General features: G+C 70.4%; 13 protein-coding genes, 3 rRNA genes and 1 pseudogene. 10 read left to right on the plus strand and 7 right to left on the minus strand.

The features are described from left to right. Positions 1–84: 84 nt before the first annotated feature. The 4 genes and pseudogenes from HNR21_RS20150 to HNR21_RS35415 form a co-directional block, all read left to right on the plus strand. Positions 85–1,601: ribosomal RNA gene (locus HNR21_RS20150) — 16S ribosomal RNA — on the plus strand. A 458-nt stretch (positions 1,602–2,059) separates the two neighbouring features. Further along, positions 2,060–5,176 (plus strand): 23S ribosomal RNA (locus HNR21_RS20155). 192 nt (positions 5,177–5,368) lie between these two features. Next, a 5S ribosomal RNA gene (gene rrf, locus HNR21_RS20160) occupies positions 5,369–5,485 on the plus strand. Together the 16S, 23S and 5S rRNA genes form the textbook arrangement of a ribosomal RNA operon. Before the next feature lie 715 nt (positions 5,486–6,200). Continuing rightward, positions 6,201–6,302, plus strand: a pseudogene (locus tag HNR21_RS35415) (IS5/IS1182 family transposase); the annotation flags it as partial. Positions 6,303–6,319: 17 nt separating this feature from the next. Here HNR21_RS35415 and HNR21_RS20165 read toward each other — a convergent pair. Next, the gene (locus HNR21_RS20165) at positions 6,320–6,970 is read right to left on the minus strand and encodes a TetR/AcrR family transcriptional regulator (RefSeq protein WP_182706399.1); all 651 of its coding nucleotides are present in this window, start codon (positions 6,968–6,970) and stop codon (positions 6,320–6,322) included. A 92-nt stretch (positions 6,971–7,062) separates the two neighbouring features. Here HNR21_RS20165 and HNR21_RS20170 point away from each other — a divergent pair, with 92 nt between their 5' ends. The 4 genes from HNR21_RS20170 to HNR21_RS20185 all read left to right on the plus strand — a co-directional run bounded on the left by HNR21_RS20170 (position 7,063) and on the right by HNR21_RS20185 (position 13,765). Further along, complete coding sequence (locus tag HNR21_RS20170) at positions 7,063–8,790, plus strand: acyclic terpene utilization AtuA family protein (RefSeq protein ID WP_182706400.1); 1,728 nt, start codon at positions 7,063–7,065, stop codon at positions 8,788–8,790. Then, the gene (locus tag HNR21_RS20175) at positions 8,787–10,382 is read left to right on the plus strand and encodes an acyl-CoA carboxylase subunit beta (protein ID WP_182706401.1); all 1,596 of its coding nucleotides are present in this window, start codon (positions 8,787–8,789) and stop codon (positions 10,380–10,382) included. The genes HNR21_RS20170 and HNR21_RS20175 overlap by 4 nt, the downstream gene beginning before the upstream one ends. Before the next feature lie 270 nt (positions 10,383–10,652). After that, positions 10,653–12,614: an ATP-binding protein gene (locus HNR21_RS20180; RefSeq protein WP_182708739.1), complete on the plus strand. Its 1,962-nt coding sequence runs from the start codon at positions 10,653–10,655 to the stop codon at positions 12,612–12,614. Next, on the plus strand, positions 12,611–13,765 hold the full coding sequence (locus HNR21_RS20185; protein WP_182706402.1) for an acyl-CoA dehydrogenase family protein: 1,155 nt from the start codon (positions 12,611–12,613) through the stop codon (positions 13,763–13,765). Before HNR21_RS20180 ends, HNR21_RS20185 begins: the two co-directional genes overlap by 4 nt. A 102-nt stretch (positions 13,766–13,867) precedes the next feature. Here the strand turns inward: HNR21_RS20185 and HNR21_RS20190 are convergent, their stop codons facing one another. From HNR21_RS20190 to HNR21_RS20200, 3 genes are all read right to left on the minus strand, one after another. Continuing rightward, the gene (locus HNR21_RS20190; protein ID WP_119730022.1) at positions 13,868–14,446 is read right to left on the minus strand and encodes a P-loop nucleotide/nucleoside kinase family protein; all 579 of its coding nucleotides are present in this window, start codon (positions 14,444–14,446) and stop codon (positions 13,868–13,870) included. Next, complete coding sequence (locus tag HNR21_RS20195; RefSeq protein ID WP_182706403.1) at positions 14,443–15,498, minus strand: enolase C-terminal domain-like protein; 1,056 nt, start codon at positions 15,496–15,498, stop codon at positions 14,443–14,445. The genes HNR21_RS20190 and HNR21_RS20195 overlap by 4 nt, the downstream gene beginning before the upstream one ends. 174 nt (positions 15,499–15,672) lie before the next feature. After that, positions 15,673–15,948 carry a hypothetical protein gene (locus tag HNR21_RS20200; RefSeq protein ID WP_119730023.1) on the minus strand — a complete coding sequence of 92 codons (276 nt, stop codon included), beginning with the start codon at positions 15,946–15,948 and terminating at the stop codon, positions 15,673–15,675. Positions 15,949–16,128: 180 nt separating this feature from the next. On the opposite strand from HNR21_RS20200, the gene HNR21_RS20205 reads away from it, so the two are divergent. Then, complete coding sequence (locus HNR21_RS20205) at positions 16,129–16,503, plus strand: DUF5709 domain-containing protein (protein ID WP_119730024.1); 375 nt, start codon at positions 16,129–16,131, stop codon at positions 16,501–16,503. A gap of 29 nt (positions 16,504–16,532) precedes the next feature. On the opposite strand, the gene HNR21_RS20210 is transcribed toward HNR21_RS20205, so the two are convergent. Both HNR21_RS20210 and HNR21_RS20215 read right to left on the minus strand, forming a co-directional pair. Continuing rightward, positions 16,533–18,014, minus strand: coding sequence for an LCP family protein (locus HNR21_RS20210; protein ID WP_182706404.1), 1,482 nt, complete (start codon positions 18,012–18,014; stop codon positions 16,533–16,535). 207 nt (positions 18,015–18,221) lie between these two features. Next, entirely contained in the window at positions 18,222–19,658 is a 1,437-nt protein-coding gene (locus tag HNR21_RS20215; RefSeq protein WP_182706405.1) for a GuaB1 family IMP dehydrogenase-related protein, read from the minus strand. Positions 19,659–20,243: 585 nt separating this feature from the next. Here HNR21_RS20215 and HNR21_RS20220 point away from each other — a divergent pair. Beyond that, positions 20,244–21,161 (plus strand): Lrp/AsnC family transcriptional regulator, encoded by a 918-nt coding sequence (locus HNR21_RS20220; RefSeq protein ID WP_119730027.1) that lies wholly within the window; start codon positions 20,244–20,246, stop codon positions 21,159–21,161. 108 nt (positions 21,162–21,269) lie between these two features. On the opposite strand, the gene HNR21_RS20225 is transcribed toward HNR21_RS20220, so the two are convergent. Then, positions 21,270–22,889, minus strand: coding sequence for a Na+/H+ antiporter (locus HNR21_RS20225; protein WP_182706406.1), 1,620 nt, complete (start codon positions 22,887–22,889; stop codon positions 21,270–21,272). Between the last annotated feature and the right edge of the window lie 51 nt (positions 22,890–22,940).

Raw genomic sequence — 22,940 nt, forward strand, 5'->3', positions numbered from 1 at the left:
CGCCCCTGATGTGGGGTGTGCGTGCTGGGATTTGTTCCCATTCTGGGTTTCCGCTGCCTCCTGTTGGGGGTGGTGGGTGTGACCTTGATGGAGAGTTTGATCCTGGCTCAGGACGAACGCTGGCGGCGTGCTTAACACATGCAAGTCGAGCGGAAAGGCCCCTTCGGGGGTACTCGAGCGGCGAACGGGTGAGTAACACGTGAGTAACCTGCCCCCGACTCTGGGATAAGCCTGGGAAACCGGGTCTAATACCGGATATGACCACTGCTCGCATGGGTGGTGGTGGAAAGTTTTTTCGGTCGGGGATGGGCTCGCGGCCTATCAGCTTGTTGGTGGGGTGATGGCCTACCAAGGCGACGACGGGTAGCCGGCCTGAGAGGGCGACCGGCCACACTGGGACTGAGACACGGCCCAGACTCCTACGGGAGGCAGCAGTGGGGAATATTGCGCAATGGGCGGAAGCCTGACGCAGCGACGCCGCGTGGGGGATGAAGGCCTTCGGGTTGTAAACCTCTTTCAGCACCGACGAACCTGGACGGTAGGTGCAGAAGAAGCGCCGGCTAACTACGTGCCAGCAGCCGCGGTAATACGTAGGGCGCAAGCGTTGTCCGGAATTATTGGGCGTAAAGAGCTCGTAGGCGGCCTGTCGCGTCCGTCGTGAAAGCCCACGGCTCAACCGTGGGTCTGCGGTGGATACGGGCAGGCTAGAGGCAGGTAGGGGAGAACGGAATTCCCGGTGTAGCGGTGAAATGCGCAGATATCGGGAGGAACACCGGTGGCGAAGGCGGTTCTCTGGGCCTGTTCTGACGCTGAGGAGCGAAAGCGTGGGGAGCGAACAGGATTAGATACCCTGGTAGTCCACGCCGTAAACGTTGGGCGCTAGGTGTGGGGTTCTTCCACGGGCTCCGCGCCGTAGCTAACGCATTAAGCGCCCCGCCTGGGGAGTACGGCCGCAAGGCTAAAACTCAAAGGAATTGACGGGGGCCCGCACAAGCGGCGGAGCATGTTGCTTAATTCGACGCAACGCGAAGAACCTTACCAAGGCTTGACATCACCCGAAAACTCGTGGAGACACGGGGTCCCTTCGGGGGCGGGTGACAGGTGGTGCATGGCTGTCGTCAGCTCGTGTCGTGAGATGTTGGGTTAAGTCCCGCAACGAGCGCAACCCTCGTTCCATGTTGCCAGCACGTGATGGTGGGGACTCATGGGAGACCGCCGGGGTCAACTCGGAGGAAGGTGGGGATGACGTCAAGTCATCATGCCCCTTATGTCTTGGGCTGCAAACATGCTACAATGGCCGGTACAGAGGGCTGCGATACCGTGAGGTGGAGCGAATCCCTAAAAGCCGGTCTCAGTTCGGATCGAAGTCTGCAACTCGACTTCGTGAAGTCGGAGTCGCTAGTAATCGCAGATCAGCAACGCTGCGGTGAATACGTTCCCGGGCCTTGTACACACCGCCCGTCACGTCACGAAAGTCGGCAACACCCGAAGCCCGTGGCCCAACCCTTCGTGGGGGGGAGCGGTCGAAGGTGGGGCCGGCGATTGGGACGAAGTCGTAACAAGGTAGCCGTACCGGAAGGTGCGGCTGGATCACCTCCTTTCTAAGGAGCACCCGGCCGACGCCGCTCACCAGTGGTGAGAGGCGCCTGGTCCAGGGAACCGCCCGTCGAGGCCGACCGTGTCTCGGGGTGGTTGCTCATAGAACCGTGGAGCACTGGCTACTCAACCTGCCGGGACCGCCGTCCTGGTCAGTACTGCCCGCATCCCCAGCTGTGGCTGGTGGATGGTTCCTCTTCGGTGAGGGATCGGGTGCTCGGCCTCTGTGAGGTCGGGTGTCGGGGTGTGGAACCTCCTGGTGTGGGGTTCGGGTGGGTTGGACACACTGTTGGGTCCTGAGGAAACGGACCTTTCTCGCCCTCTTCTTGGGGGTGGGGGTTGTTTTCTCTGGGCTGCGGGGCCACGGCCCCTCCCGGGCGTGTGTGTTCGGGTGTGGTGTGGTTGTCCGGTTGTTTTTTGTGAACTGCATAGTGGACGCGAGCATCTTTGATCGCTGTAGGTTTGTTAAGTTGTTAAGGGCATACGGTGGATGCCTTGGCATCGGGAGCCGATGAAGGACGTGGGAGCCTGCGATATGCCTCGGGGAGCCGGCAACCAGGCTGTGATCCGGGGATTTCCGAATGGGGTAACCTGGCACCTGTCATGGGGTGTCGCTGCCGCCTGAATGTATAGGGCGGTGGTGGGAACGCGGGGAAGTGAAACATCTCAGTACCCGCTGGAAGAGAAAACAATATGTGATTCCGTGAGTAGTGGTGAGCGAAAGCGGAGGAGCCTAAACCGTGCGCGTGTGATACCTGGCAGGGGTTGCGTGTGCGGGGTTGTGGGACCATCCGGCCGGTGCTGCCATGCCGGCAAGGAGTGATAAACCGCTGGGGTAGTCGAACGGCTTGGGATGGCCGACCGTAGACGGTGAGAGTCCGGTAGGCGAAACTCTGGTGGCTTCTGGGTGTGTTCCCGAGTAGCACGGGGCCCGTGAAATCTCGTGTGAATCTGCCACGACCACGTGGTAAGGCTGAATACTTCCCGATGACCGATAGCGGACCAGTACCGTGAGGGAAAGGTGAAAAGTGCCCCGGTGAGGGGTCGTGAAAGAGTACCTGAAACCGTGTGCCTACAAGCCGTCAGAGCCGCAGGCCGCGGCCTCTTCGGGGGTTGTGGTTGGTGATGGCGTGCCTTTTGAAGAATGAGCCTGCGAGTTATGGTGTGTGGCGAGGTTAACCCGTGTGGGGTAGCCGTAGCGAAAGCGAGTCTGAAGAGGGCGTATGAGTCGCATGCTGTAGACCCGAAGCGGGGTGATCTAGCCATGGGCAGGGTGAAGCGCCGGTAAGACGGTGTGGAGGCCCGAACCCACCAGGGTTGAAAACCTGGGGGATGACCTGTGGTTAGGGGTGAAAGGCCAATCAAACTCCGTGATAGCTGGTTCTCCCCGAAATGCATTTAGGTGCAGCGTCGTGTGTTTCTTGCCGGAGGTAGAGCTACTGGATGGCCTAGGGGCCTCACCGGGTTACCGAAGTCAGCCAAACTCCGAATGCCGGTAAGTGAGAGCGCGGCAGTGAGACTGCGGGGGATAAGCTTCGTAGTCGAGAGGGAAACAGCCCAGATCATCGGCTAAGGCCCCTAAGCGTGTGCTAAGTGGTAAAGGATGTGGAGTTGCCGTGACAACCAGGAGGTTGGCTTAGAAGCAGCCATCCTTGAAAGAGTGCGTAATAGCTCACTGGTCAAGTGATTCCGCGCCGACAATGTAGCGGGGCTCAAGCACACCGCCGAAGCCGTGGCACTGACACTTGAGGTGTTGGTGGGTAGGGGAGCGTCCTGCAGCCGGTGAAGCCGCCGAGTGATCGAGTGGTGGAGGCTGTGGGAGTGAGAATGCAGGCATGAGTAGCGATTCACACGTGAGAAACGTGTGCGCCGGATGACCAAGGGTTCCTGGGGCAGGCTGATCCGCCCAGGGTAAGTCGGGACCTAAGGCGAGGCCGTGAGGCGTAGTCGATGGACAACGGGTTGATATTCCCGTACCCGCTGGTACGCGCCCATACCGAACCTCCTGATGCTAACCACCCGAACCGCCGCCCGGTCTTCGGACCGGGTGTCTTGCGGGGAGGCTGGGGCCCGAGGGGGTAGTAGGTAAGCGATGGGGTGACGCAGGAGGGTAGCTCAGCCCAGGCGATGGTCGACCTGGGGTAAGCAGGTAGCCCGGATCGTAGGCAAATCCGCGGTCCATGAGGGTGAGATGTGATGCCGAGCCGTTTTAGGTGAAGTGAGTGATCCCATGCTGCCGAGAAAAGCCTCTAGCGAGTGTGCCGGCGGCCCGTACCCCAAACCGACTCAGGTGGTCAGGTAGAGAATACCGAGGCGATCGGGTGAACTGTGGTTAAGGAACTCGGCAAATTGCCCCCGTAACTTTGGGAGAAGGGGGGCCACGCCTGGTGAACGCCCTTGCGGTGGGAGCTGGGGGTGGTCGCAGTGGCCAGGGGGAAGCGACTGTTTACTAAAAACACAGGTCCGTGCGAAGTCGTAAGACGCTGTATACGGACTGACGCCTGCCCGGTGCCGGAACGTTAAGAGGACCGCTCAACCCTCCTCGTGGGGGTGAAGGTGAGAATCTAAGCGCCGGTAAACGGCGGTGGTAACTATAACCATCCTAAGGTAGCGAAATTCCTTGTCGGGTAAGTTCCGACCTGCACGAATGGCGTAACGACTTCCCCGCTGTCTCAACCACAGGCCCGGCGAAATTGCAGTACGAGTAAAGATGCTCGTTTCGCGCAGCAGGACGGAAAGACCCCGGGACCTTCACTACAGCTTGGTATTGGCGTTGGGAGCGTCTTGTGTAGGATAGGTGGGAGACTGTGAAGCCGCCACGCTAGTGGGGGTGGAGTCGTTGGTGAAATACCACTCTGGTCGTTTCGAGCGTCTAACCCGCGCCCGTGAATCCGGGTGGGGGACAGTGCCTGGTGGGTAGTTTAACTGGGGCGGTTGCCTCCTAAAGGGTAACGGAGGCGCCCAAAGGTTCCCTCAGCCTGGTTGGTCATCAGGTGTTGAGTGCAAGGGCACAAGGGAGCTTGACTGTGAGACAGACATGTCGAGCAGGTGCGAAAGCAGGGCCTAGTGATCCGGCATCTCCGTGTGGAAGGGATGTCGCTCAACGGCTAAAAGGTACCCCGGGGATAACAGGCTGATCTTCCCCAAGAGTCCATATCGACGGGATGGTTTGGCACCTCGATGTCGGCTCGTCGCATCCTGGGGCTGGAGTAGGTCCCAAGGGTTGGGCTGTTCGCCCATTAAAGCGGCACGCGAGCTGGGTTTAGAACGTCGCGAGACAGTTCGGTCCCTATCCGCTGCGCGCGTAGGAGACTTGAGAGGGTCTGTCCCTAGTACGAGAGGACCGGGACGGACGAACCTCTGGTGTGCCAGTTGTCCCGCCAGGGGCATGGCTGGTTGGCTACGTTCGGTCAGGATAACCGCTGAAAGCATCTAAGCGGGAAGCCTTCCTCGAGATGAGGTCTCCCTCCCCCTGTGTGGGGGTAAGGCCCCCAGGAGACGACTGGGTTGATAGGCCGGGCATGGAAGCATCGTAAGGTGTGGAGTGGACCGGTACTAATAGGCCGAGCGGCTTAACACACCACTGTTGCAGCGTGGATGTTCGCGTCCCTGTGCGGTTCACAGAAAACAACCCCCGCACCCCGCCGGCCCTTTGTCGGCCGCGGTTGTTGGTAGGTTGTTGGTAACTGAATAACGCGTCCACCACCCCCTCTGGGGGGTGCTGGAACGCCACGGGTTTCCCGCCGTGCCTGGCACGGCCGGGGTGAGGCGTTCCGGTGGTCATGGCGGAGGGGAAACACCCGGTCTCATTCCGAACCCGGTAGTTAAGCCCTCCAGCGCCGATGGTACTGCACGGGAGACCGTGTGGGAGAGTAGGACACCGCCGGAACATTACCATCCGAAAAGGGCCCGGTTTCTCAGGGGTTTTGACACCCTTCGAGAAACCGGGCCCTTTTCGCATTCCCACATTCCCCGCCCCCGCTCCCCGGAGCCCCTCCCCGGCTCTTCTCCGGATGCTCCCCCGGGGGCCTTCTTCCGGGACCGGGCGCTTCTTCCGCCCCTCTTCTTTGGTGTGTTCCCCCGCCCCTTGCGGTCCTTGTCCCGGGCCGTGGTGTCTTCGTGGTTCCCGGCCCTCCGGTCCTGGCCCGTGTCCCCGGGCCCTTGTCGTGTTCTGCGTGCGGCCGGCGCCACCGCTGGCGCCGCTCCCGGCGCGCGCATGTGCGCGTTCCCCCGCCCCCCTTCGCCGCGGGCCCCTGCGCCGGAGGGCGCGGCTCGGCGCGAGCCTCGGCGTCGAGCCCGTCCCGGCCCCCTTTCCGCGCCTTCGCGTCTCCGCGAGGAGGCCGATAGCCGGCGGACCGCCCCGCCACCGGTGGTGCGGCCGTGGGCGGACGGCCCCGCCGGTGCGGGCGCCTTTCCCGGCACGCGCATGTGCGCGTCTCCCGGCCCCCTTCGCCGCCGGGCCTCTGGGCCGGCGGCGCGACTCGGCGTGCGCCTCGGCGTCGAGCTCGCCCCGGCCCCTTTTCCGCACCTTCGGTGTCTCCGCGAGGAGGCCGGCGACCGGCTGGGCCGTCCGCCGTCGGCGGCGTGGCCGTGGGCGGATCGCCTGGGTTGGCGGCTGCCGCCGCCTGCACTGTCGCTACGAGCGCAAGGCCGAAGACTTCCTTTTCATCGCCATTGCCTTCGCCCTGGTCTGCTATCGCCGACTCGCCAAGTGGGACGAACTCTATGGCGGGGGCTGGAGGTTGGACGGGTTGCGGGGGTCAGGGGGTGGGGTCAGGACGGTGTCGAGGGTTTTGGCCCATTGGGTGAGGAGGCGGGTTCGGCGGGGGGAGTCGTCGGTGAGGAGGGCGGCCAGGCCGAGGCCGCGGACCAGGTCGAGGGTGGCCTGGATGGTTTCGCGGACGCCGGGGATGGACTCGTCGGCGTTCAGGGCCTCGACGGTGAGGCGGTGGGCCTCGCGGCCTACGCGGGCCTCGAGGGGGAGCACCTGGGCGCGGAGCTGGGGATCGGAGCTGGCGGCCACCCAGAGCTGGAGGGCGGCGCGGAACAGGGGGCTGGTGTAGAGGTCGCCGAGCATGGTGACGACCTCCAGGGTGGTGAGGGGAGTGCCGGCGGAGGCCTCGAGGCGGGCGCGCATGCTGCGCATGCGGACCTCGGCGCCGTACTCGACGGCGGCGGTGACCAGGTCCTCGCGGGTGCGGAAGTGATGCTGGGCGGCGCCTCGGGAGACGCCGGCGCGTTCGGCCACGACCGCGACGGTGGTGCCCGACCAGCCCTCGGAGGCGAGGCAGTCGATGGCGGCCTCGAGGAGGCGCCGCCGGGTGGCCCGGCTGCGGTCCTGCCGGGGCTCGCGGGAAGGGGCCTGCGGCGTCATGGCGTCCTCCGCTCGGTGGGCGGTACGGGTGACTCGGAGCAAAACAATCATGCGTGATTGATTTTTTCCAGTATGCCTGGCATCGTGCAGCCATGACCCACGCGCAGGGTGCGCCGCTGCGGATCGGGAACGCCTCGGGCTTCTACGGGGACCGGTTCGCCGCGGTCCGGGAGATGATCGAGGGCGGGCCGCTGGACGTTCTCACCGGCGACTACCTCGCCGAGCTGACGATGCTGATCCTGGGGCGCGGGCGGCTGAAGGATCCGGACGGCGGCTATGCGACGACGTTCCTGCGGCAGATGGAGGACGCTCTCGGGCTGGCCGCGGAACGAGGGGTCACCATCGTCGCCAACGCGGGCGGGCTCAACCCGCGCGGGCTGGCGGCCAAGCTGCGGGAGCTGACGGAACGGCTGGGGCTGGACCGGAAGATCGCCCATGTGGAGGGCGACGACCTCAAGGCGCGCGCCGCGGAGTTCGGGTTCACCGACCCGCGGTACGGGGATCCGCTGACCGCCAACGCCTACCTGGGGGCCTGGGGGATCGCCGAATGCCTGCGCGCCGGGGCCGACATCGTGGTGACCGGGCGGGTCACCGACGCCTCGCTGGTGGTCGGCCCGGCGGCGGCGCGGTTCGGCTGGCGGCGCGACGACTGGGACGCGCTGGCGGGGGCCACCGTCGCGGGGCACGTGCTGGAGTGCGGGGCGCAGGCCACCGGCGGCAACTACGCGTTCTTCACCGAGGTCCCCGGTCTGCGGCACGCCGGGTTCCCGATCGCCGAGATCCACCCGGACGGGTCGAGCGTGATCACCAAGCATGACGGGACCGGCGGAGCGGTCACCACGGAGACGGTGACGGCCCAGCTGCTGTACGAGATCGGCGGGCCCAGGTACGCCGGTCCCGACGTCACGACCAGGTTCGACACGATCGAGCTGGCGCAGGAGGGGCCGGACCGGGTGCGGATCAGCGGCGTCAAGGGCGAGCCGCCGCCCGCCACCACCAAGGTCTGCCTCAACCACCTGGGCGGCTTCCGCAACGAGGCGACGTTCGTGCTCACCGGGCTCGACATCGAGGCCAAGGCGGAGCTGGTCAAGGAGCAGATGGAGGCGGCGTTCGAGGGCGGGCGCCCGCACAGGGTGGAGTGGACGCTGCTCGGCACGCCCGATCCGGACCCCGCGACGCAGGGGGCGGCCACGGTGCTCCTGCGCTGCGCCGTTCTCGATCCCGACGAGGGCAAGGTCGGACGGGCGTTCAGCGGGGCGGCCGTGGAGCTGGCGCTGGCCGGCTACCCGGGGTTCTCGATGACCTCCCCGCCCGGCAAGGCGTCACCGTACGGGGTCTACAAGGCCGCGTACGTCGACAGCACCGAGGTGGAGCACGTCGCGGTCCTCCCGAACGGCGAGCGCGTCCCGATCGCGCCCAGCCAGACCACCCGGGCTCCCGACGTTCAGGAGGACGACCGCCTGCCCGAACCCCTCGACGACGCCGGACCCACGGTGCGGGCACCGCTCGGCCGGATACTCGGCGCGCGCAGCGGCGACAAGGGCGGGGACGCCAACATCGGCGTGTGGGCCAGGACCGACGAGCAGTGGCGGTGGCTCGCGCACCACCTGACCGCCGAACGGCTCAAGGAACTGCTCCCCGAGACCGGGGGCCTCACCGTCACCCGCCATCTGCTGCCCAACCTGAAGGCCGTCAACTTCGTCGTCGAGGGGATCCTGCAGGAAGGGGTCTCCGCGTCCACCCGGTTCGACCCGCAGGGCAAGGCCCTGGGCGAGTGGCTGCGGGCGCGTACGGCCGACATCCCGGAGGCGATCCTGTGACCATCCTGACCAGTGCGCTCGACCCGGACGACCCCGAGTACCGGCGGCGCCGCGACTACATGCTGGGCAAGGTCGCCGAGCTGGAGGCCGAGCACGCCAAGGCGCTGGCCGGCGGCGGCGACAAGTACGTCAGGCGGCACCGCGACCGCGGCAAGCTGCTCGCCCGCGAGCGGATCGAGCTGCTGCTGGACCCCGACTCGCCGTTCCTGGAGCTCAGCCCGCTGGCGGCATGGGGGACCGACTTCCCGGTCGGGGCGAGCGCGGTGACCGGCATCGGCGTCGTGGCGGGCGTCGAATGCATGATCATCGCCAACGACCCGACCGTGCGCGGCGGGGCCAGCAACCCCTGGACGGTCAAGAAGATCTTCCGGGCGGCCGACATCGCGCTGGAGAACCGGCTGCCGGTGATCAACCTGGTGGAGTCCGGCGGCGCGGACCTGCCCTCCCAGAAGGAGATCTTCATCCCGGGCGGGCGGATGTTCCGCGACCTGACCCGGCTGTCGGCCGCCGGGATCCCGACGATCGCGCTGGTGTTCGGCAACTCCACCGCGGGCGGCGCGTACGTGCCCGGCATGTGCGACCACGTGGTCATGGTGAAGGAGCGCGCCAAGGTGTTCCTGGGCGGGCCGCCGCTGGTGAAGATGGCCACCGGGGAGGAGTCCGACGACGAGGAACTGGGCGGCGCGGAGATGCACGCCCGGGTGTCGGGGCTGGCCGACTACATGGCCGAGGACGAGCAGGACGCGCTGCGGCTCGGCCGGCGGATCGTGGCGCGGCTCAACCACCGCAAGCTCGGACCCGCGCCCGGCCCGGTGGTCGAGCCGCTGCACGACCCGGAGGAGCTGGCCGGGATCGTTCCGGAGGACCTGAAGATCCCGTTCGACCCGCGCGAGGTGATCGCCAGGATCGTGGACGGGTCGGACTTCGACGAGTTCAAGCCGCTGTACGGGCCGAGCCTGGTCACCGGGTGGGCGCGGCTGCACGGGTACCCGATCGGGATCCTGGCCAACGCGCAGGGCGTGCTGTTCAGCGCCGAGTCGCACAAGGCCGCCCAGTTCATCCAGCTGGCCAACCAGCGCGACATCCCGCTGCTGTTCCTGCACAACACCACCGGCTACATGGTCGGCAGGGAATACGAGCAGGGCGGCATCATCAAGCACGGCGCCCAGATGATCAACGCGGTGAGCAACAGCAAGGTCCCGCACCTGACGGTGGTGATGGGAGCCTCGTACGGGGCGGGCAACTACGGCATGTGCGGCCGGGCGTACGACCCGCGGTTCCTGTTCACCTGGCCGAGCGCCAAGTCCGCGGTGATGGGGCCGCAGCAGCTCGCCGGGGTGCTGTCGATCGTGGCGCGGGCCGCCGCCCAGGCCCGGGGCCAGGCGTACGACGAGGACCAGGACCGGGCCATGCGGGAGATGGTGGAGAACCAGATCGAGGCCGAGTCGCTGCCGTTCTTCCTGTCCGGCCGGCTCTACGACGACGGGGTGATCGACCCCCGGGACACCCGGACCGTGCTGGGGCTGTGCCTGTCGGCGATCTGCACGGCCCCGGTCCGCGGCGCCGACGGCTTCGGTGTCTTCCGGATGTGACGGACCGATGACCGCAACGGAGCGCCAGCGGAGTGAGGATCGTCGGTCCGTCTTTTCGGGGGTCTGGGGGTCGTCCCCCGGAGGGGCAGGTCCGATGACCGCAACGGAGCGCCAGCGGAGTGAGGATCGTCGGTCCGTCTTTTCGGGGGTCTGGGGGTCGTCCCCCGGAGAGGCAGGTCCGATGACCGCAACGGAGCGCCAGCGGAGTGAGGATCGTCGGTCCCCCTTCGCGGGGGTCTGGGGGTCGTTCCCCGGAAGAAAGGCATGGGCATGATCGAGACGGTGCTGGTGGCCAACCGGGGGGAGATCGCCCGGCGGGTGTTCCGGACGTGCCGGGACCTGGGGGTCGGGACGGTGGCGGTGTTCTCCGACGCCGACGCCGGGGCGCCGCACGTGCGGGAGGCGGACCGGGCGGTGCGGCTGCCGGGGGAGACACCGGCGGACACGTACCTGCGGGGGGACCTGATCGTCCGGGCGGCGGTGGCGGCCGGGGCGGACGCGGTGCATCCCGGGTACGGGTTCCTGTCGGAGAACGCGGCGTTCGCGCGGGCCGTGCAGGAGGCCGGGCTGACCTGGGTGGGACCGCCGCCGGAGGCGATCGAGGCGATGGGCTCCAAGGTCGCCGCCAAGAAGCTGATGGCCGACGCGGGCGTGCCCGTGCTGCCCGAGCTGGACCCGGACGCGGTGACCGAGGCGGACCTGCCGATCCTGGTGAAGGCGTCGGCGGGCGGCGGCGGCCGGGGCATGCGGGTCGTGCGCGCCCTCGCGGAACTGCCGGACGCGGTCGCCGGGGCGGCGCGGGAGGCGCAGTCGGCGTTCGGTGATCCGACCGTGTTCTGCGAGCCGCTGCTGGAGTCGGGCGCCCGGCACATCGAGGTGCAGATCCTCGCGGACCGTCACGGCACCGTGTGGACGCTGGGGGAGCGGGAGTGCTCCATCCAGCGCCGCCACCAGAAGATCCTCGAGGAGGCCCCCTCCCCGGCGGTCGACCCGGACCTGCGGGAACGGCTCTGCCGAGCGGCCGCGGACGCCGCACGCGCGATCGGGTACGTCGGGGCGGGGACCGTGGAGTTCCTGCTCGGGCCTGACGGGCGGTTCTTCTTCCTGGAGGTCAACACCCGGTTGCAGGTCGAGCACCCGGTCACCGAGTGCATCTACGGCATCGACCTGGTCCGCCACCAGATCGAGGTGGCCGAGGGCGCCAGGCTCGACCCCGAGCCGCCCCGCCCGCACGGCCACGCGATCGAGGTCCGCCTGTACGCGGAGGACCCCGCGCAGGACTGGCGGCCGTCCAGCGGCACCCTGCACACGTTCGAGATCCCGGGAACGGACGAACGGTTCGCCGTCCCCGCCTCGTACGGGCTGCGGGTCGACAGCGGTGTGGAGAGCGGCGGCGAGGTCGGCGTCCACTACGACCCGATGCTGGCCAAGCTGATCGCCTGGGCGCCCACCCGTAAAGCCGCCGCGCGCAGGCTCGCCGCGGCCCTGCGCACGGCCCGCATCCACGGCCTGACCACCAACCGCGAACTGCTGGCCCGGATCCTCACCGAGCCCGACTTCCTGGAGGGCCGGACCGACACCGCCTACCTGGAGCGGCATCCCGACCTGACGAAGCCGCTGGCCGACGCCGAGGCCGTCAGGTTGTCCGCCCTGGCCGCCGCGCTCGCCGACGCCGCCGCCAACCGGGAGAACGCCCCCGTTCTGCGGCACCTGCCGTCCGGCTGGCGCAACGTTCCGTCCCAGCCGCAGCGCAAGTCGTACGAGACCCCCCGGCAGAAGATCGACGTTGCCTACCGGTTCACCCGCGACGGCCTGCGGGCCGAGGGCCGTCCCGATGTCGTCTGCGTCGACGCCGCCCCCGGCACGGTGACGCTGGAGAGCGCCGGCGTCCGCCGCGACTTCACGGTCCACCGGGCCGGTGACGCCGTCCACGTCGACTCCGACCTCGGCCCCGTCACCCTGCGGGCCGTGCCGCGCTTCGTCGACCCCAGCGCCCGGATCGCCCCCGGCTCGCTGGTCGCGCCGATGCCCGGCACCGTCGTCCGCGTCGAGGTCGAGCAGGGCGCGACCGTGACCGAGGGCCAGCCGCTGGTGGTGCTGGAGGCCATGAAGATGGAGCACCGCATCACCGCGCCCGCCCCCGGCATCGTCACCGAACTCAACGTCAGTGAGGGACGCCAGGTCCAGGCCGGCGCCGTCCTCGCCGTGATCGAACAGGAGAACCCCCAGTGAGCTTCGTCGAGTCCGAGGAACGCCGCGCCCTGCGGGAGGCCGTGGCGGAGCTGGGCGCCAAGTACGGGCCGGACTACTACATCGCCAAGGCCCGTTCCGGGGAGAAGACCCACGAGCTGTGGAACGAGGCCGGAGCGCTCGGCTACCTCGGCGTCAACGTCCCCGAGGAGTACGGCGGCGGGGGCGGCGGCATCGGCGACCTGGCGGCCGTGTGCGAGGAACTGGCCGCCGCCGGATGCCCGCTGCTGCTCATGGTGGTCTCCCCGGCGATCTGCGCCACGATCATCGCCCGTTCCGGCACCCGGGAGCAGAAGGAGCACTGGCTGCCCCGGTTCGCCGACGGGTCGGTGAAGATGGCGTTCGCGATCACCGAGCCGGACGCCGGGTCCAACGCGCACCGCATCACCACCCACGCCCGCCGCGACGGCGACGGCTGGGTGCTGCGCGGGCAGAAGACGTTCATCTCCGGGGTCGACGAGGCCGACGCGGTGCTGTTCGTGGCCCGCAGCGCCGACCAGCAGGGCAACCTGCGGCCGTCGCTGTTCATCGTGCCGACCGACGCGCCGGGCTTCACCTGGACGCCGATCGAGATGGAGATCGTCTCCCCGGAGAAGCAGTTCGTCTGCCACCTCGACGACGTGCACCTGCCGTACGAGGCGCTGGTGGGCGACGAGGACGGCGGGCTGCTGCAGCTGTTCGCCGGGCTCAACCCGGAACGGATCATGGCCGCCGCGATGGGCGCCGGGATCGGCCGGCTCGCGCTGGCCAAGGCCGTCTCCTACGCCAGGGAACGGCAGGTCTTCAAGGTGCCGATCGGCGCCCACCAGGGCCTGGCGCACCCGCTGGCCGCCGCCAAGGTCGAGCTGGAACTGGCCCGGCTGATGGGGCAGAAGGCCGCCTGGCTGTACGACAGCGGCGACGACCTGGGCGCGGGGGAGGCCGCCAACATGGCCAAGTACGCCGCCGCCGAGGCCGCGATCCACTGCGTCGACCAGGCCATCCAGACCCACGGCGGCAACGGGCTGACCACCGAGTACGGGGTGGGCATGCTGGCCGGGGTGGTCCGGCTGATGCGGATCGCGCCGGTCAGCCGGGAGATGATCCTCAACTACATTGCCCAGCACTCGCTGGGGCTGCCCAAGTCCTACTGACCCTCGTGCGGCATCGCCCGTGTCCGGCCCGGTGCCCAGGACGGTGAGCCGGGCCGCCGCCCGCCCGTCCCGGGCCGCCTCGACGGGCCCGCCGAGAAGGGATCACTGACGGCGCACCAGCGCGTCCAGCTGCCCCGCCAGGTCGGGCGCCGACAGCCGGTTGTCGACCTCCAGGTGCTCGACCGGCGGCGGCACGCCGGGCCGCATCCGCCGCGTGAACGCCTCGAAGGCGGCCAGCTTGCCGCCGTCGCGGGGCAGCCCCCGCGCGGTCAGCCGGTGGCGCAGGGTCTCGGGGTCGGTGCGGATCCACACCAGCCGCACCGGCGGGCCGCCCAGCTCCTCCACCCACGCCTCCCAGCGGGCGCGGTCGTGGATCTGGCCGGTGAACGGGCCGCTGAGCATCACCGGGCACCCGTGCCCGCGGATCTGGCGGGCGGTCGCGGTCATCCCGGCGTACTCGTACCGCTTGACGTGCTCGTCGTACCAGGGGCCCTCGCGTTCGCCCGGGTCACGGCCGTGGGCGGCGAGCGTGGCGGCCACGAACGGCCCGTACATGGTGTCCTTGTCCAGCAGCGCGGGCACCGGGCGGAGCCGGGCCAGCAGGCCGTCGGCGACGGTGGTCTTGCCGCTGCCGGGCGGGCCGGCCACCACCCACACCGTGCCGGGGACGGGCCGGCTCATGCGGGGATCCGCACCGTCTCGGTGGCCAGCCTGGCGATGCGCTCCTCGTCGACCTCGTGTCCCAGGCCCGGCTGGGTGAGCGGCACCCCCACCACGCCGCCGGAGGAACGGACCGGCGGCGACACGAACGCCGGGCCGCCCGCCGGGTCGGTGACGTCGCTGGGCAGCGTGCAGCCGGGCAGCCCGGCCATCGCGACCGCCGCCGCCTGCCCGATCCCGAACGCCCCCGAACCCCCGCACCACACGTCCCAGCCCGCCGCGTAGGCGCGGTCGTGGGCGCCGCGGGCGGCGGTCAGCCCGCCGAACCGGGCGATGTCCAGGTCCAGCGCCCTGCCGGCCGCCATCCGGATGGCCGCGTCCAGCATGTCCAGGTCGCCGATCTCCGGGCACAGCGCGGTGCTCACCCGCTGCTGGAGCCGGGCGTGCGCGGCCAGGTCGCCGGTGGGGAACGGCCGTTCGATCGCCACCGGCCCGTAGGCGTCCAGGGCCTGCAGCGCCTCCAGGTGCTCGCGGGACTCGGTGTAGCGGCCGCCGGCGTCGACCACCATCGCCAGGGCGGGATAGGCGGCGCGGACGGCGCGCACCGGCTCGATGTCCCAGCCGGGCCGGATGGTGAGGGTGACCCGGGTGTGGCCGCCGCCGACCACCTGGTTGACCCGTCCCACCAGGGTCTCGATGCCGAACGACCCGGTGTCGATGCGGGCGCCGGTCACGATCGAGGTGCGGGTGCCGCCGAGGGCGTGCGCCAGCGGCAGGCCCCGGATCCGGCACCACAGGTCCCAGCAGGCGATGTCCACCGCCGCGGCCGCCCGCCGGGTGCCGAACTCGGTGGTCGCCGACACGTCCTCCGGCCGTTCCCACGGCAGTCCCAGCAGTGCCGGCGCCAGCCGTTCGGAGATGTCCGCCCAGGTGGTGTCGTCCGGGTCGGGGTGGGCCGCCTCGCCCCAGCCGACGGTGCCGTCCTCGGCGGTGAGCCGCACCAGCACGCTCTGCGGCCGCCGCCCGCGCGGCATCGCCACCCGGAAGGCGTCACAGCCCTGAACCAGCGGCACCGTGCCTCCGCCCTTCGCCGAGTCGGATCGTTCCAGTCCCATGATCCCCCTGACGGCGGACCGAAACGAACGCGCGGGGCGGCCGCCGGGCCGGACGACCGCGGCGGAGTTCTTAGAGCGCGGGTCGTCGGACCCGCTCTTTCGGAGGCCGGGCACCCCCTCCTGGTGAACGGGTCAGCGCAGGGAGCGGTCGATGACGGTGGCGGCGTGGTCCAGGTCGGCGACGGGCGCGATCCGGTCGGCCCACGACCACCAGAACCACGGCTCCCCGCCGGGGCCGCGTTCGCAGATCACGGTGGCGTAGCGGTCGGGCTCGGCGCGGTTCAGCACGGTGAGACGCGGGACGCCGTCGGTGACGATCATCGTGAGGTGCCCGTGGCGGGACAGCGCCCGGGCCAGGTCGTCCAGATGGGCGACGTCGATGTCTTCCTTGGTGAGCGTGTGCGCCATGCCGGCCCCCTGTGGTCTTTTCGGTGCCCTACATCCCTTTTGACGGCGCCGGGGCGGCGCGGGTTTGCGGTCCGGGCCGGGTGACGCGTCCGTCACCGTTCCGCCAGGGGCCACGGGACGGGTCGCGATTGATCGCCGTGGCGGGGGTAGGGGCTGCACCGAGCGGAAGGAGGATCTGCCATGACCGAGCGCGACCCGCGGTCCCGGTTCGAGGACGAGGGGATCCCCGACCTGCAGGACGGCACCCCGCAGCAGCAGTGGGCCGAGGACCCGGAGGAGATGCCGCTGCCGGGGGACGAGCCGGTGGCCGTCGAGGAGTACGGCACCACCGCCGAGGAGCAGTCCGCGGGCGAGTCCCTGGACCGCAAGCTGTCGCGGGAGACGCCCGAACCGGGGACGGAGGAGCCCGACGTCTCCGAGCCGGCCGGCCGGATCGTGGAGGAGGACCAGGGAGCCCGGCCCGACACCGAGAAGGACGCCGTCGCCGAGGACGTGGGCGGCGACTTCGGCGGCTACACGGCCGAGGAGGACGCGATGCGGATCGAGCCCGGCTGACCGTCGCCCCGGCCGCCGCGGTCACCGCACTAGCAGGTCTCGTCCAGCGACACCGGCTTGCTCGACGGGGCCGCCGGGCTCCGCGTCGCCGTGGGGCCGCGGGTGGCCTTCGGCCGCTTCGGGGTCGCCGTGGCCGCGGTGCGGGACGGCGACGGCGAGGCGGTCCCGCCCTCGCTGTCCGCGATGGCCTTGGCGGTCAGCGACTTGATCAGCGCGTAGTCCGGGTTGCCGGTGTTGATCAGCGGGGGCACGAACTGCAGGCTGCTGACCTCGGCCCCGCCGCGCATCTTGGACGACAGCTTCACCAGCGCCGGCAGCAGCTCGGAGGGGATGTCGGTGGACACCGCCCGTTCGGTGGCGTCGGCCAGCTCGCTGAACCGGGTCAGCACCCGCTGCGGGTCGGCCTGCCGGGCCACCGCCAGCAGCAGGCACTTCTGCCGCCCCATCCGGGTGTAGTCGTCGCTGAACGTGCGCGACCGCCCGAACCACAGGGCCTCGGTGCCGGACAGGGTGCGGGTGCCGGCCTTGACGACGCCCTCGTTGTAGCGGCCGTAGACGATGTCCTGCGGCACGGTCATCCGGACGCCGCCCATCGCGTCGATGATGTCGGCGAAGCCCCGCATGTCGACCAGGATGTAGTAGTCGACCGGGATGCCGAGGATCCCGGAGATGGTGCCCTTGAGCAGTTCGGCGCCGCGCCGTTCCTTGGGGATGCCGGGCACGACGTCCGGGTGGTTCTCGGCGTACTCGTACACCTCGTTGAGCAGCCCGGGGCTGAGCGGGCCGTCGCCGGTGAAGCCGTAGGGGAACCGGTCGCGGGCCGGGCCCTCGGGCAGCGGGGCGTTCTCCAGGTTGCGCGGCAGGCTCAGCAGCACCGTGTCGCCGGTCCTGGTGTCCACGCTGGCCACCGTCATGCTGTCGGTGCGCACCCCGACCCGGTTGGGGCCGGCGTCGCCGCCGAGCAGCAGCACGTTCACCCGGCGGCGGCCGTTCCACGGGTCGTCGGTGTCGATGTCGCGGCCCTCGGTGCCGGTGAAGATGTTGTTGATGGTGCTGTTGGAGACCTGGCTCAGGTGCGCCGCCCACACCAGCGGCAGCGACACCAGCACGCACAGCGCCGCCACGCAGGTGGCGCCCGCCGTGCGGGTCGCCGCGGTCAGCCCCCCGGGCCGGACGATCTGGTACGAGCGGACCAGCACCGCGACCCACACCGCGCCGAGCGCCAGCAGGCCGGCGGTCAGCCGGGTCAGCCACTGCGGCTGGACCGCCAGGGCGGCCAGGTCCTCGCGGAACGCGGTGGCGGTGAACACCACCGCGGCGACCAGCCCGCTGAACAGGGCCATCAACAGCGCTCCGGCCACCCGGCGGCCCGCCCACAGGTGGGCGACCCCCCACAGCAGCCCGGATGCGGCCGTCAGGGCCAGGGCACGGGGGAGGCTGCGCGCACCCCCGTCCGCCGGGGCGTCGTCCTCCCGTGAGCGGCGACGGCCGCGGGACGCCTTCCTGGCCATGTGTGCTCCGATCCCCCACGCACGGTGAAATAAGCCATTGCCTACCTACTGGACGCGCAAAGACCGGTGAACGGGTTGCGTGGTATCCGACCGAACGCGAACTGTCACCGCACTGGGCGCATGTGGGTCAAGAATACGCAAATGCGCGCGGCCGTTCCCGGCCGGTCGGGGAAATCTTGATCATTGCGCGACATTCGTCGCGCACCGTCACCAGCTGGTGGACAGCGGCATGCCCTCGGCGAACCCGGAGTGCGCCTGCACCCCGATCACCGCCCGCTCGTGGAACTCCTCCAGCGTCCGCGCCCCGGCGTAGGTGCAGGCGCTGCGCAGCCCGGCCACGATCGAGTCGACCAGGTCCTCCACGCCCGGCCGCCGCGGGTCCAGGAACATCCGGGAGGTGGAGATGCCCTCCTCGAACAACGCCTTGCGGGCACGTTCGAACGGGGAGTCGTCGGCGGTCCGCAGCCGCACCGCCCGGGCGGAGGCCATCCCGAAGCTCTCCTTGTACAGCCGCCCGTCGGCCGAGCGCTGCACGTCGCCGGGGGACTCGTAGGTCCCGGCGAACCAGGAGCCGACCATCACGTTGGCGGCTCCGGCGGCCAGCGCCAGCGCCACGTCGCGGGGGTGCCGCACCCCGCCGTCGGCCCAGATGTGCCGGCCCAGCCGGCGCGCCTCGGCGGCGCACTCCAGCACGGCCGAGAACTGCGGCCGGCCCACCCCGGTCATCATCCGGGTGGTGCACATCGCGCCCGGGCCGACCCCGACCTTGACGATGTCGGCGCCCGCCTCGACCAGGTCGCGCACGCCCTCGGCGGTCACCACGTTGCCCGCCACCACCGGCACCGCCGGGTCCAGCCCGCGCACCGCGGCCAGCGCGTTGATCATCTTCTCCTGGTGGCCGTGCGCGGTGTCCACCACCAGCAGGTCGACCCCGGCCTCCAGCAGCGCCTTGGCCTTGCCCGCCACGTCGCCGTTCACCCCGACCGCGGCGGCGACGCGCAGCCGTCCCGCGGCGTCGACGGCCGGCGTGTAGAGGGTGGCGCGCAGCGCCCCGGTGCGGGTGAGGATGCCGACCAGCCGCCCGGCGGGGTCGACCACCGGGGCGAGCCGGTGCCCGCGCTCGTGCAGCCGCTCGAACGCCTCCTGCGGGTCCACACCGTCGGGCAGTGTGACCAGGTCGCGGGACATGATGTCGCGCAGCACCGAGAACCGGTCCACGCCCTGGCAGTCGGCCTCGGTGACCACCCCGACGGGCCGGTCGTCCTCGACCACGATCACCGCGCCGTGCGCCCGCTTGTGCAGCAGCCCCAGGGCCTCCCCGGCGGTGTCGCCGGGGTGCAGCCGGATCGGGGTGTCGAACACCAGGTGCCGCCGCTTGACCCAGTCCACGACGTCGGCCACGACCTCGACCGGGATGTCCTGGGGGATGACCGCGATCCCGCCGCGCCGGGCGATGGTCTCGGCCATCCGCCGGCCCGCCACCGCGGTCATGTTGGCCACCACCAGCGGGATGGTGGTGCCGCTGCCGTCGACGGTGGACAGGTCCACCTCCAGCCGGGACCCGACCGCGGAGCGCCGGGGGACCAGGAAGACGTCGTTGTAGGTCAAGTCGTGAGCGACGCGCTCAGCGTTCAGCAACCGCACGGCAGTAGCACACACCAATCTGACGGAACCGGTTTCAGTGTATGGGCCCCGGACGGGTCGTCCGGCCGCCGCTCCGCCCGCCGGGGCGGCCTCACAGCACCGTGACAACCCCCTGACCAGCGGCTGTGGCCGTGGCGTGGTTACGGGAGATCCTGACCGCCCTGTGAAGTCCCGCAGGCCGTGCGGCTAGGGGAGATCGTGAGATTTCACCGGACTTGGGGTTACCTCTTGACGAAAATGCCGCCACATTGCACGTTTCTTACAAGCGCCTCACACGGCTCCGCCGTCCCGCCGGCCGAGGCGACACCTGAACACCGGGAGATGACGCATGCACCTCAGGCGCCGGAGCCCGGTGCGGCCCAGGGACGGCCCCCGCGGCGGCCGAGCCCGCCGGGTGCCGCGCCGCGGTCGCACGCCGTGCGGCGTCGCGTCTTTCGTCGCCCGCCGCGCGTCGCCCCCGACGCATCGACGGCCGCCGGACGGGACGAACACGATCAAGATCAATATTTGACGGGTCGCCGCCCGAAAATGGAATGATCTTGCGGTCGGTGACAAAACCATTCATTGCAGTCGAGGAGGAGACCCGTGCTGGATGCGGTCGACACCGTGCTCGTCCGCGAGCTCCAGCGGGACGGCCGGGCCACGTTCCAGGCCCTGGCCGACCGGGTGGGGCTGTCGAGGACGGCGGTGCGGGCCCGGGTGCAGCACCTGCTCGAGACCAAGGTCGTGCGGGTCGTGGGCATCGTGCACGCCGCGGTGCTGGGCACCCAGGCGATCGGCCATGTGTCGATCACCGTGGACGGGTCGGCGCGGGAGGTGGCCGGCAGCGTCGCCGAACGGCCGTGCGTGAGCTTCACCGCGCTCACCGCCGGGCCGCACGACCTGGTGGCGCAGGTGCGCACCCGCGACGACGCGGCGCTGGCCGCGGAGATCGACCAGCTGCGGGCCATCCCCGGCGTGCGGTCGGCGGAGGTGTTCCGGTCGGTGACGACCGTGCGGGACGCCCACTCGGTGGTCCGCGAGCTCGGCGACGTCACGCTCGACGACATCGACTGGCGGCTGCTGCAGGAGCTGCAGCGCGACGGCCGCGCCCCCTACACCCGGCTGGCGGAGGTCATCGGGCTGTCCCAGGCGGCGACCCGGGCCCGGGTGGTCCGGCTGATGCGCTCGGGCGTCATCCAGGTGACCGGGCTGGCCGATCCGCTGGCCCTCGGCGCCGCCGAGCTGGGCGGCTTCGGGCTGGTGGTCAGCGGCGGCGCCCGGCGGATCGCCGAGGCGGTGGCCGCCCAGCCCGGGGTGCGCTACCTGGCCACCGGGTTCGGCCGGTACGACATCCTCGGCCTGGCCGAGGCGTCCTCCCGCGCCGAGCTGGTCGCCGTGCTGGACGGCATCAGGACGCTGCCCGGGGTCACGGTGCGCGAGTCCTGGCACCACCTCGACGTGGTCAAGGAGACCTACTCCACCGAGCTGCCCGACAAGCCCGCCGACCGGCGGTTCGGCTGACCCGCGCTCCGGGCGTTCCCCGGCCGGCGGGCCGGACGACGGCGGCGGAGCGGGGGCCGGCCGACCCGCGTTCGCGGGGCCCGAGGAGCCGTCCCCCTGGTCGACGGGTCAGTCGCGGGACAGCGCCACCTCCTCCAGGTCCAGCTCCCGCAGGACCCGGTCGAGGACCTCGTCGTCGATCCGCCGCTCGTCGCGGAGCCGGACGAACACCTCCCGCTCGGCCGCCAGCATCTCCCGCCGCAGCCGCTGGTAGGCGGCGGTGGGCACCTCCGTCCCGCCGGGGCCGGTCCCGCCGCCGAGCCGTTCCCAGGCCCGCAGCTGCCGGTACTCGGCCAGCTCCCGCAGCCGCCGCAGCACCTGCTCGTCCAGGTCCTCCTCCTCGGCGACCAGGGCCTCCAGGCGTTCCAGCGCGGCGCGGGCCGCCGCGTGCTGCGCCCCGGCCTCGGCCACCGCGTCGGTGTGCCGCTCGGCCTCGCCGCCGATCCCCAGCCGGCGGATCAGCGCCGGGAACGTGACGCCCTGCACCAGCAGGGTGGCCAGCACGGTGGTGAACGTCAGGAACAGGATCAGGTGCCGTTCGGGGAACGGCTCGCCCCGCGCCGTGGTCACCGGGATGGCGAACGCGGCCGCCAGCGACACCACCCCGCGCATGCCCGCCCACGACACCACCGTCAGCTCCCGCCGGTTCAGCCGCCGGGTGTCGTCCACCGCACCGCCGGTGCGCGCCCGCCGCCGCGCCACCAGCGCCGGGACCAGCGCGGTGGCGAACACCCAGGCGAACCGGACGGCCACCACCACCGCGAACACCGTCAGCGCCCACCAGGCCAGGGTCAGCGGATGCCAGGCCGACAGCCCCTCCACCACCGCCGGCAGCTGCAGCCCGATCAGCAGGAAGACCACGCTCTCCAGGATGAAGGTCAGCACCTTCCAGAACGACAGGCCCAGCACCCGGGTCGCCGCCGGGGACTCGGTGAACCGGTGCCCCAGGTACAGGCCGCTGACCACCACGGCGATCACGCCGGACGCGTGCACCGCCTCGGCCACCAGGTAGGCGGCGAACGGGGCCAGCACCGCCACCGCGTTCTCGGCCAGCGGATCGCGCAGCCGGGTGCGCAGCCAGTGCAGCGGCGGCCCGGCCGCCAGCCCGACCAGCGTGCCGCCCACCGCCGCGAACAGGAAACGCTCGCCGCCGGTGGCCAGCGAGACGCCCTCTCCGGCGGCCGCGGCCACCGCGATCCGGAACGCGGTCAGCGCGGTGGCGTCGTTGAACAGGCTCTCGCCGACCAGCACGGTGACGACCCGGCGGGGCAGCCCGAGCCGCTTGGCCACTCCCACCGCCGCGACCGCGTCCGGCGGGGCGATGATCGCCCCCAGCACGAACGCGGCGGCCAGCGGCAGCCCCGGCACGATCAGGTAGACGACGTATCCGGTGACCAGCGTGGTGCACAGCACCAGCCCCACCGACAGGTAGGCGATCGGGCGGGCGTTGTCGCGCAGGTTGGGCAGCGAGCTCTGCCACGCCGCCGCGAACAGCAGCGGCGGCAGGAACGCGAACAGCACGAACTCCGGATCCAGCTCGAAGTCCGGTGTCCCGGGGATCGCGGCGGCCAGCAGTCCGGCCACCACCAGGGCCAGCGGCGCCGACACCCCGGTCCGGCGCGCCACGGCGGCCACTCCCACCGCCAGCACGGGCACCGTCAGCAGCCACAGCCCCTGCGTCGCGTCCATCCGCCCTCCCGCAGCCGGTCATCGATGACGGCGGGAGGAAACACGTCACCG

The organism is Thermomonospora cellulosilytica, from assembly GCF_014138835.1.
GTDB classification, from domain to species: Bacteria; Actinomycetota; Actinomycetes; order Streptosporangiales; family Streptosporangiaceae; genus Thermomonospora; species Thermomonospora amylolytica.

Coding starts and splice junctions, on each gene's coding strand:
- HNR21_RS20165 (WP_182706399.1), bottom strand. CDS start 6,970: ATGACGCCGCAGGCCCCTTCCCGCGAGCCCCGGCAGGACCGCAGCCGG.
- HNR21_RS20170 (WP_182706400.1), top strand. CDS start 7,063: ATGACCCACGCGCAGGGTGCGCCGCTGCGGATCGGGAACGCCTCGGGC.
- HNR21_RS20180 (WP_182708739.1), top strand. CDS start 10,653: ATGATCGAGACGGTGCTGGTGGCCAACCGGGGGGAGATCGCCCGGCGG.
- HNR21_RS20190 (WP_119730022.1), bottom strand. CDS start 14,446: ATGAGCCGGCCCGTCCCCGGCACGGTGTGGGTGGTGGCCGGCCCGCCC.
- HNR21_RS20200 (WP_119730023.1), bottom strand. CDS start 15,948: ATGGCGCACACGCTCACCAAGGAAGACATCGACGTCGCCCATCTGGAC.
- HNR21_RS20205 (WP_119730024.1), top strand. CDS start 16,129: ATGACCGAGCGCGACCCGCGGTCCCGGTTCGAGGACGAGGGGATCCCC.
- HNR21_RS20210 (WP_182706404.1), bottom strand. CDS start 18,014: ATGGCCAGGAAGGCGTCCCGCGGCCGTCGCCGCTCACGGGAGGACGAC.
- HNR21_RS20225 (WP_182706406.1), bottom strand. CDS start 22,889: ATGGACGCGACGCAGGGGCTGTGGCTGCTGACGGTGCCCGTGCTGGCG.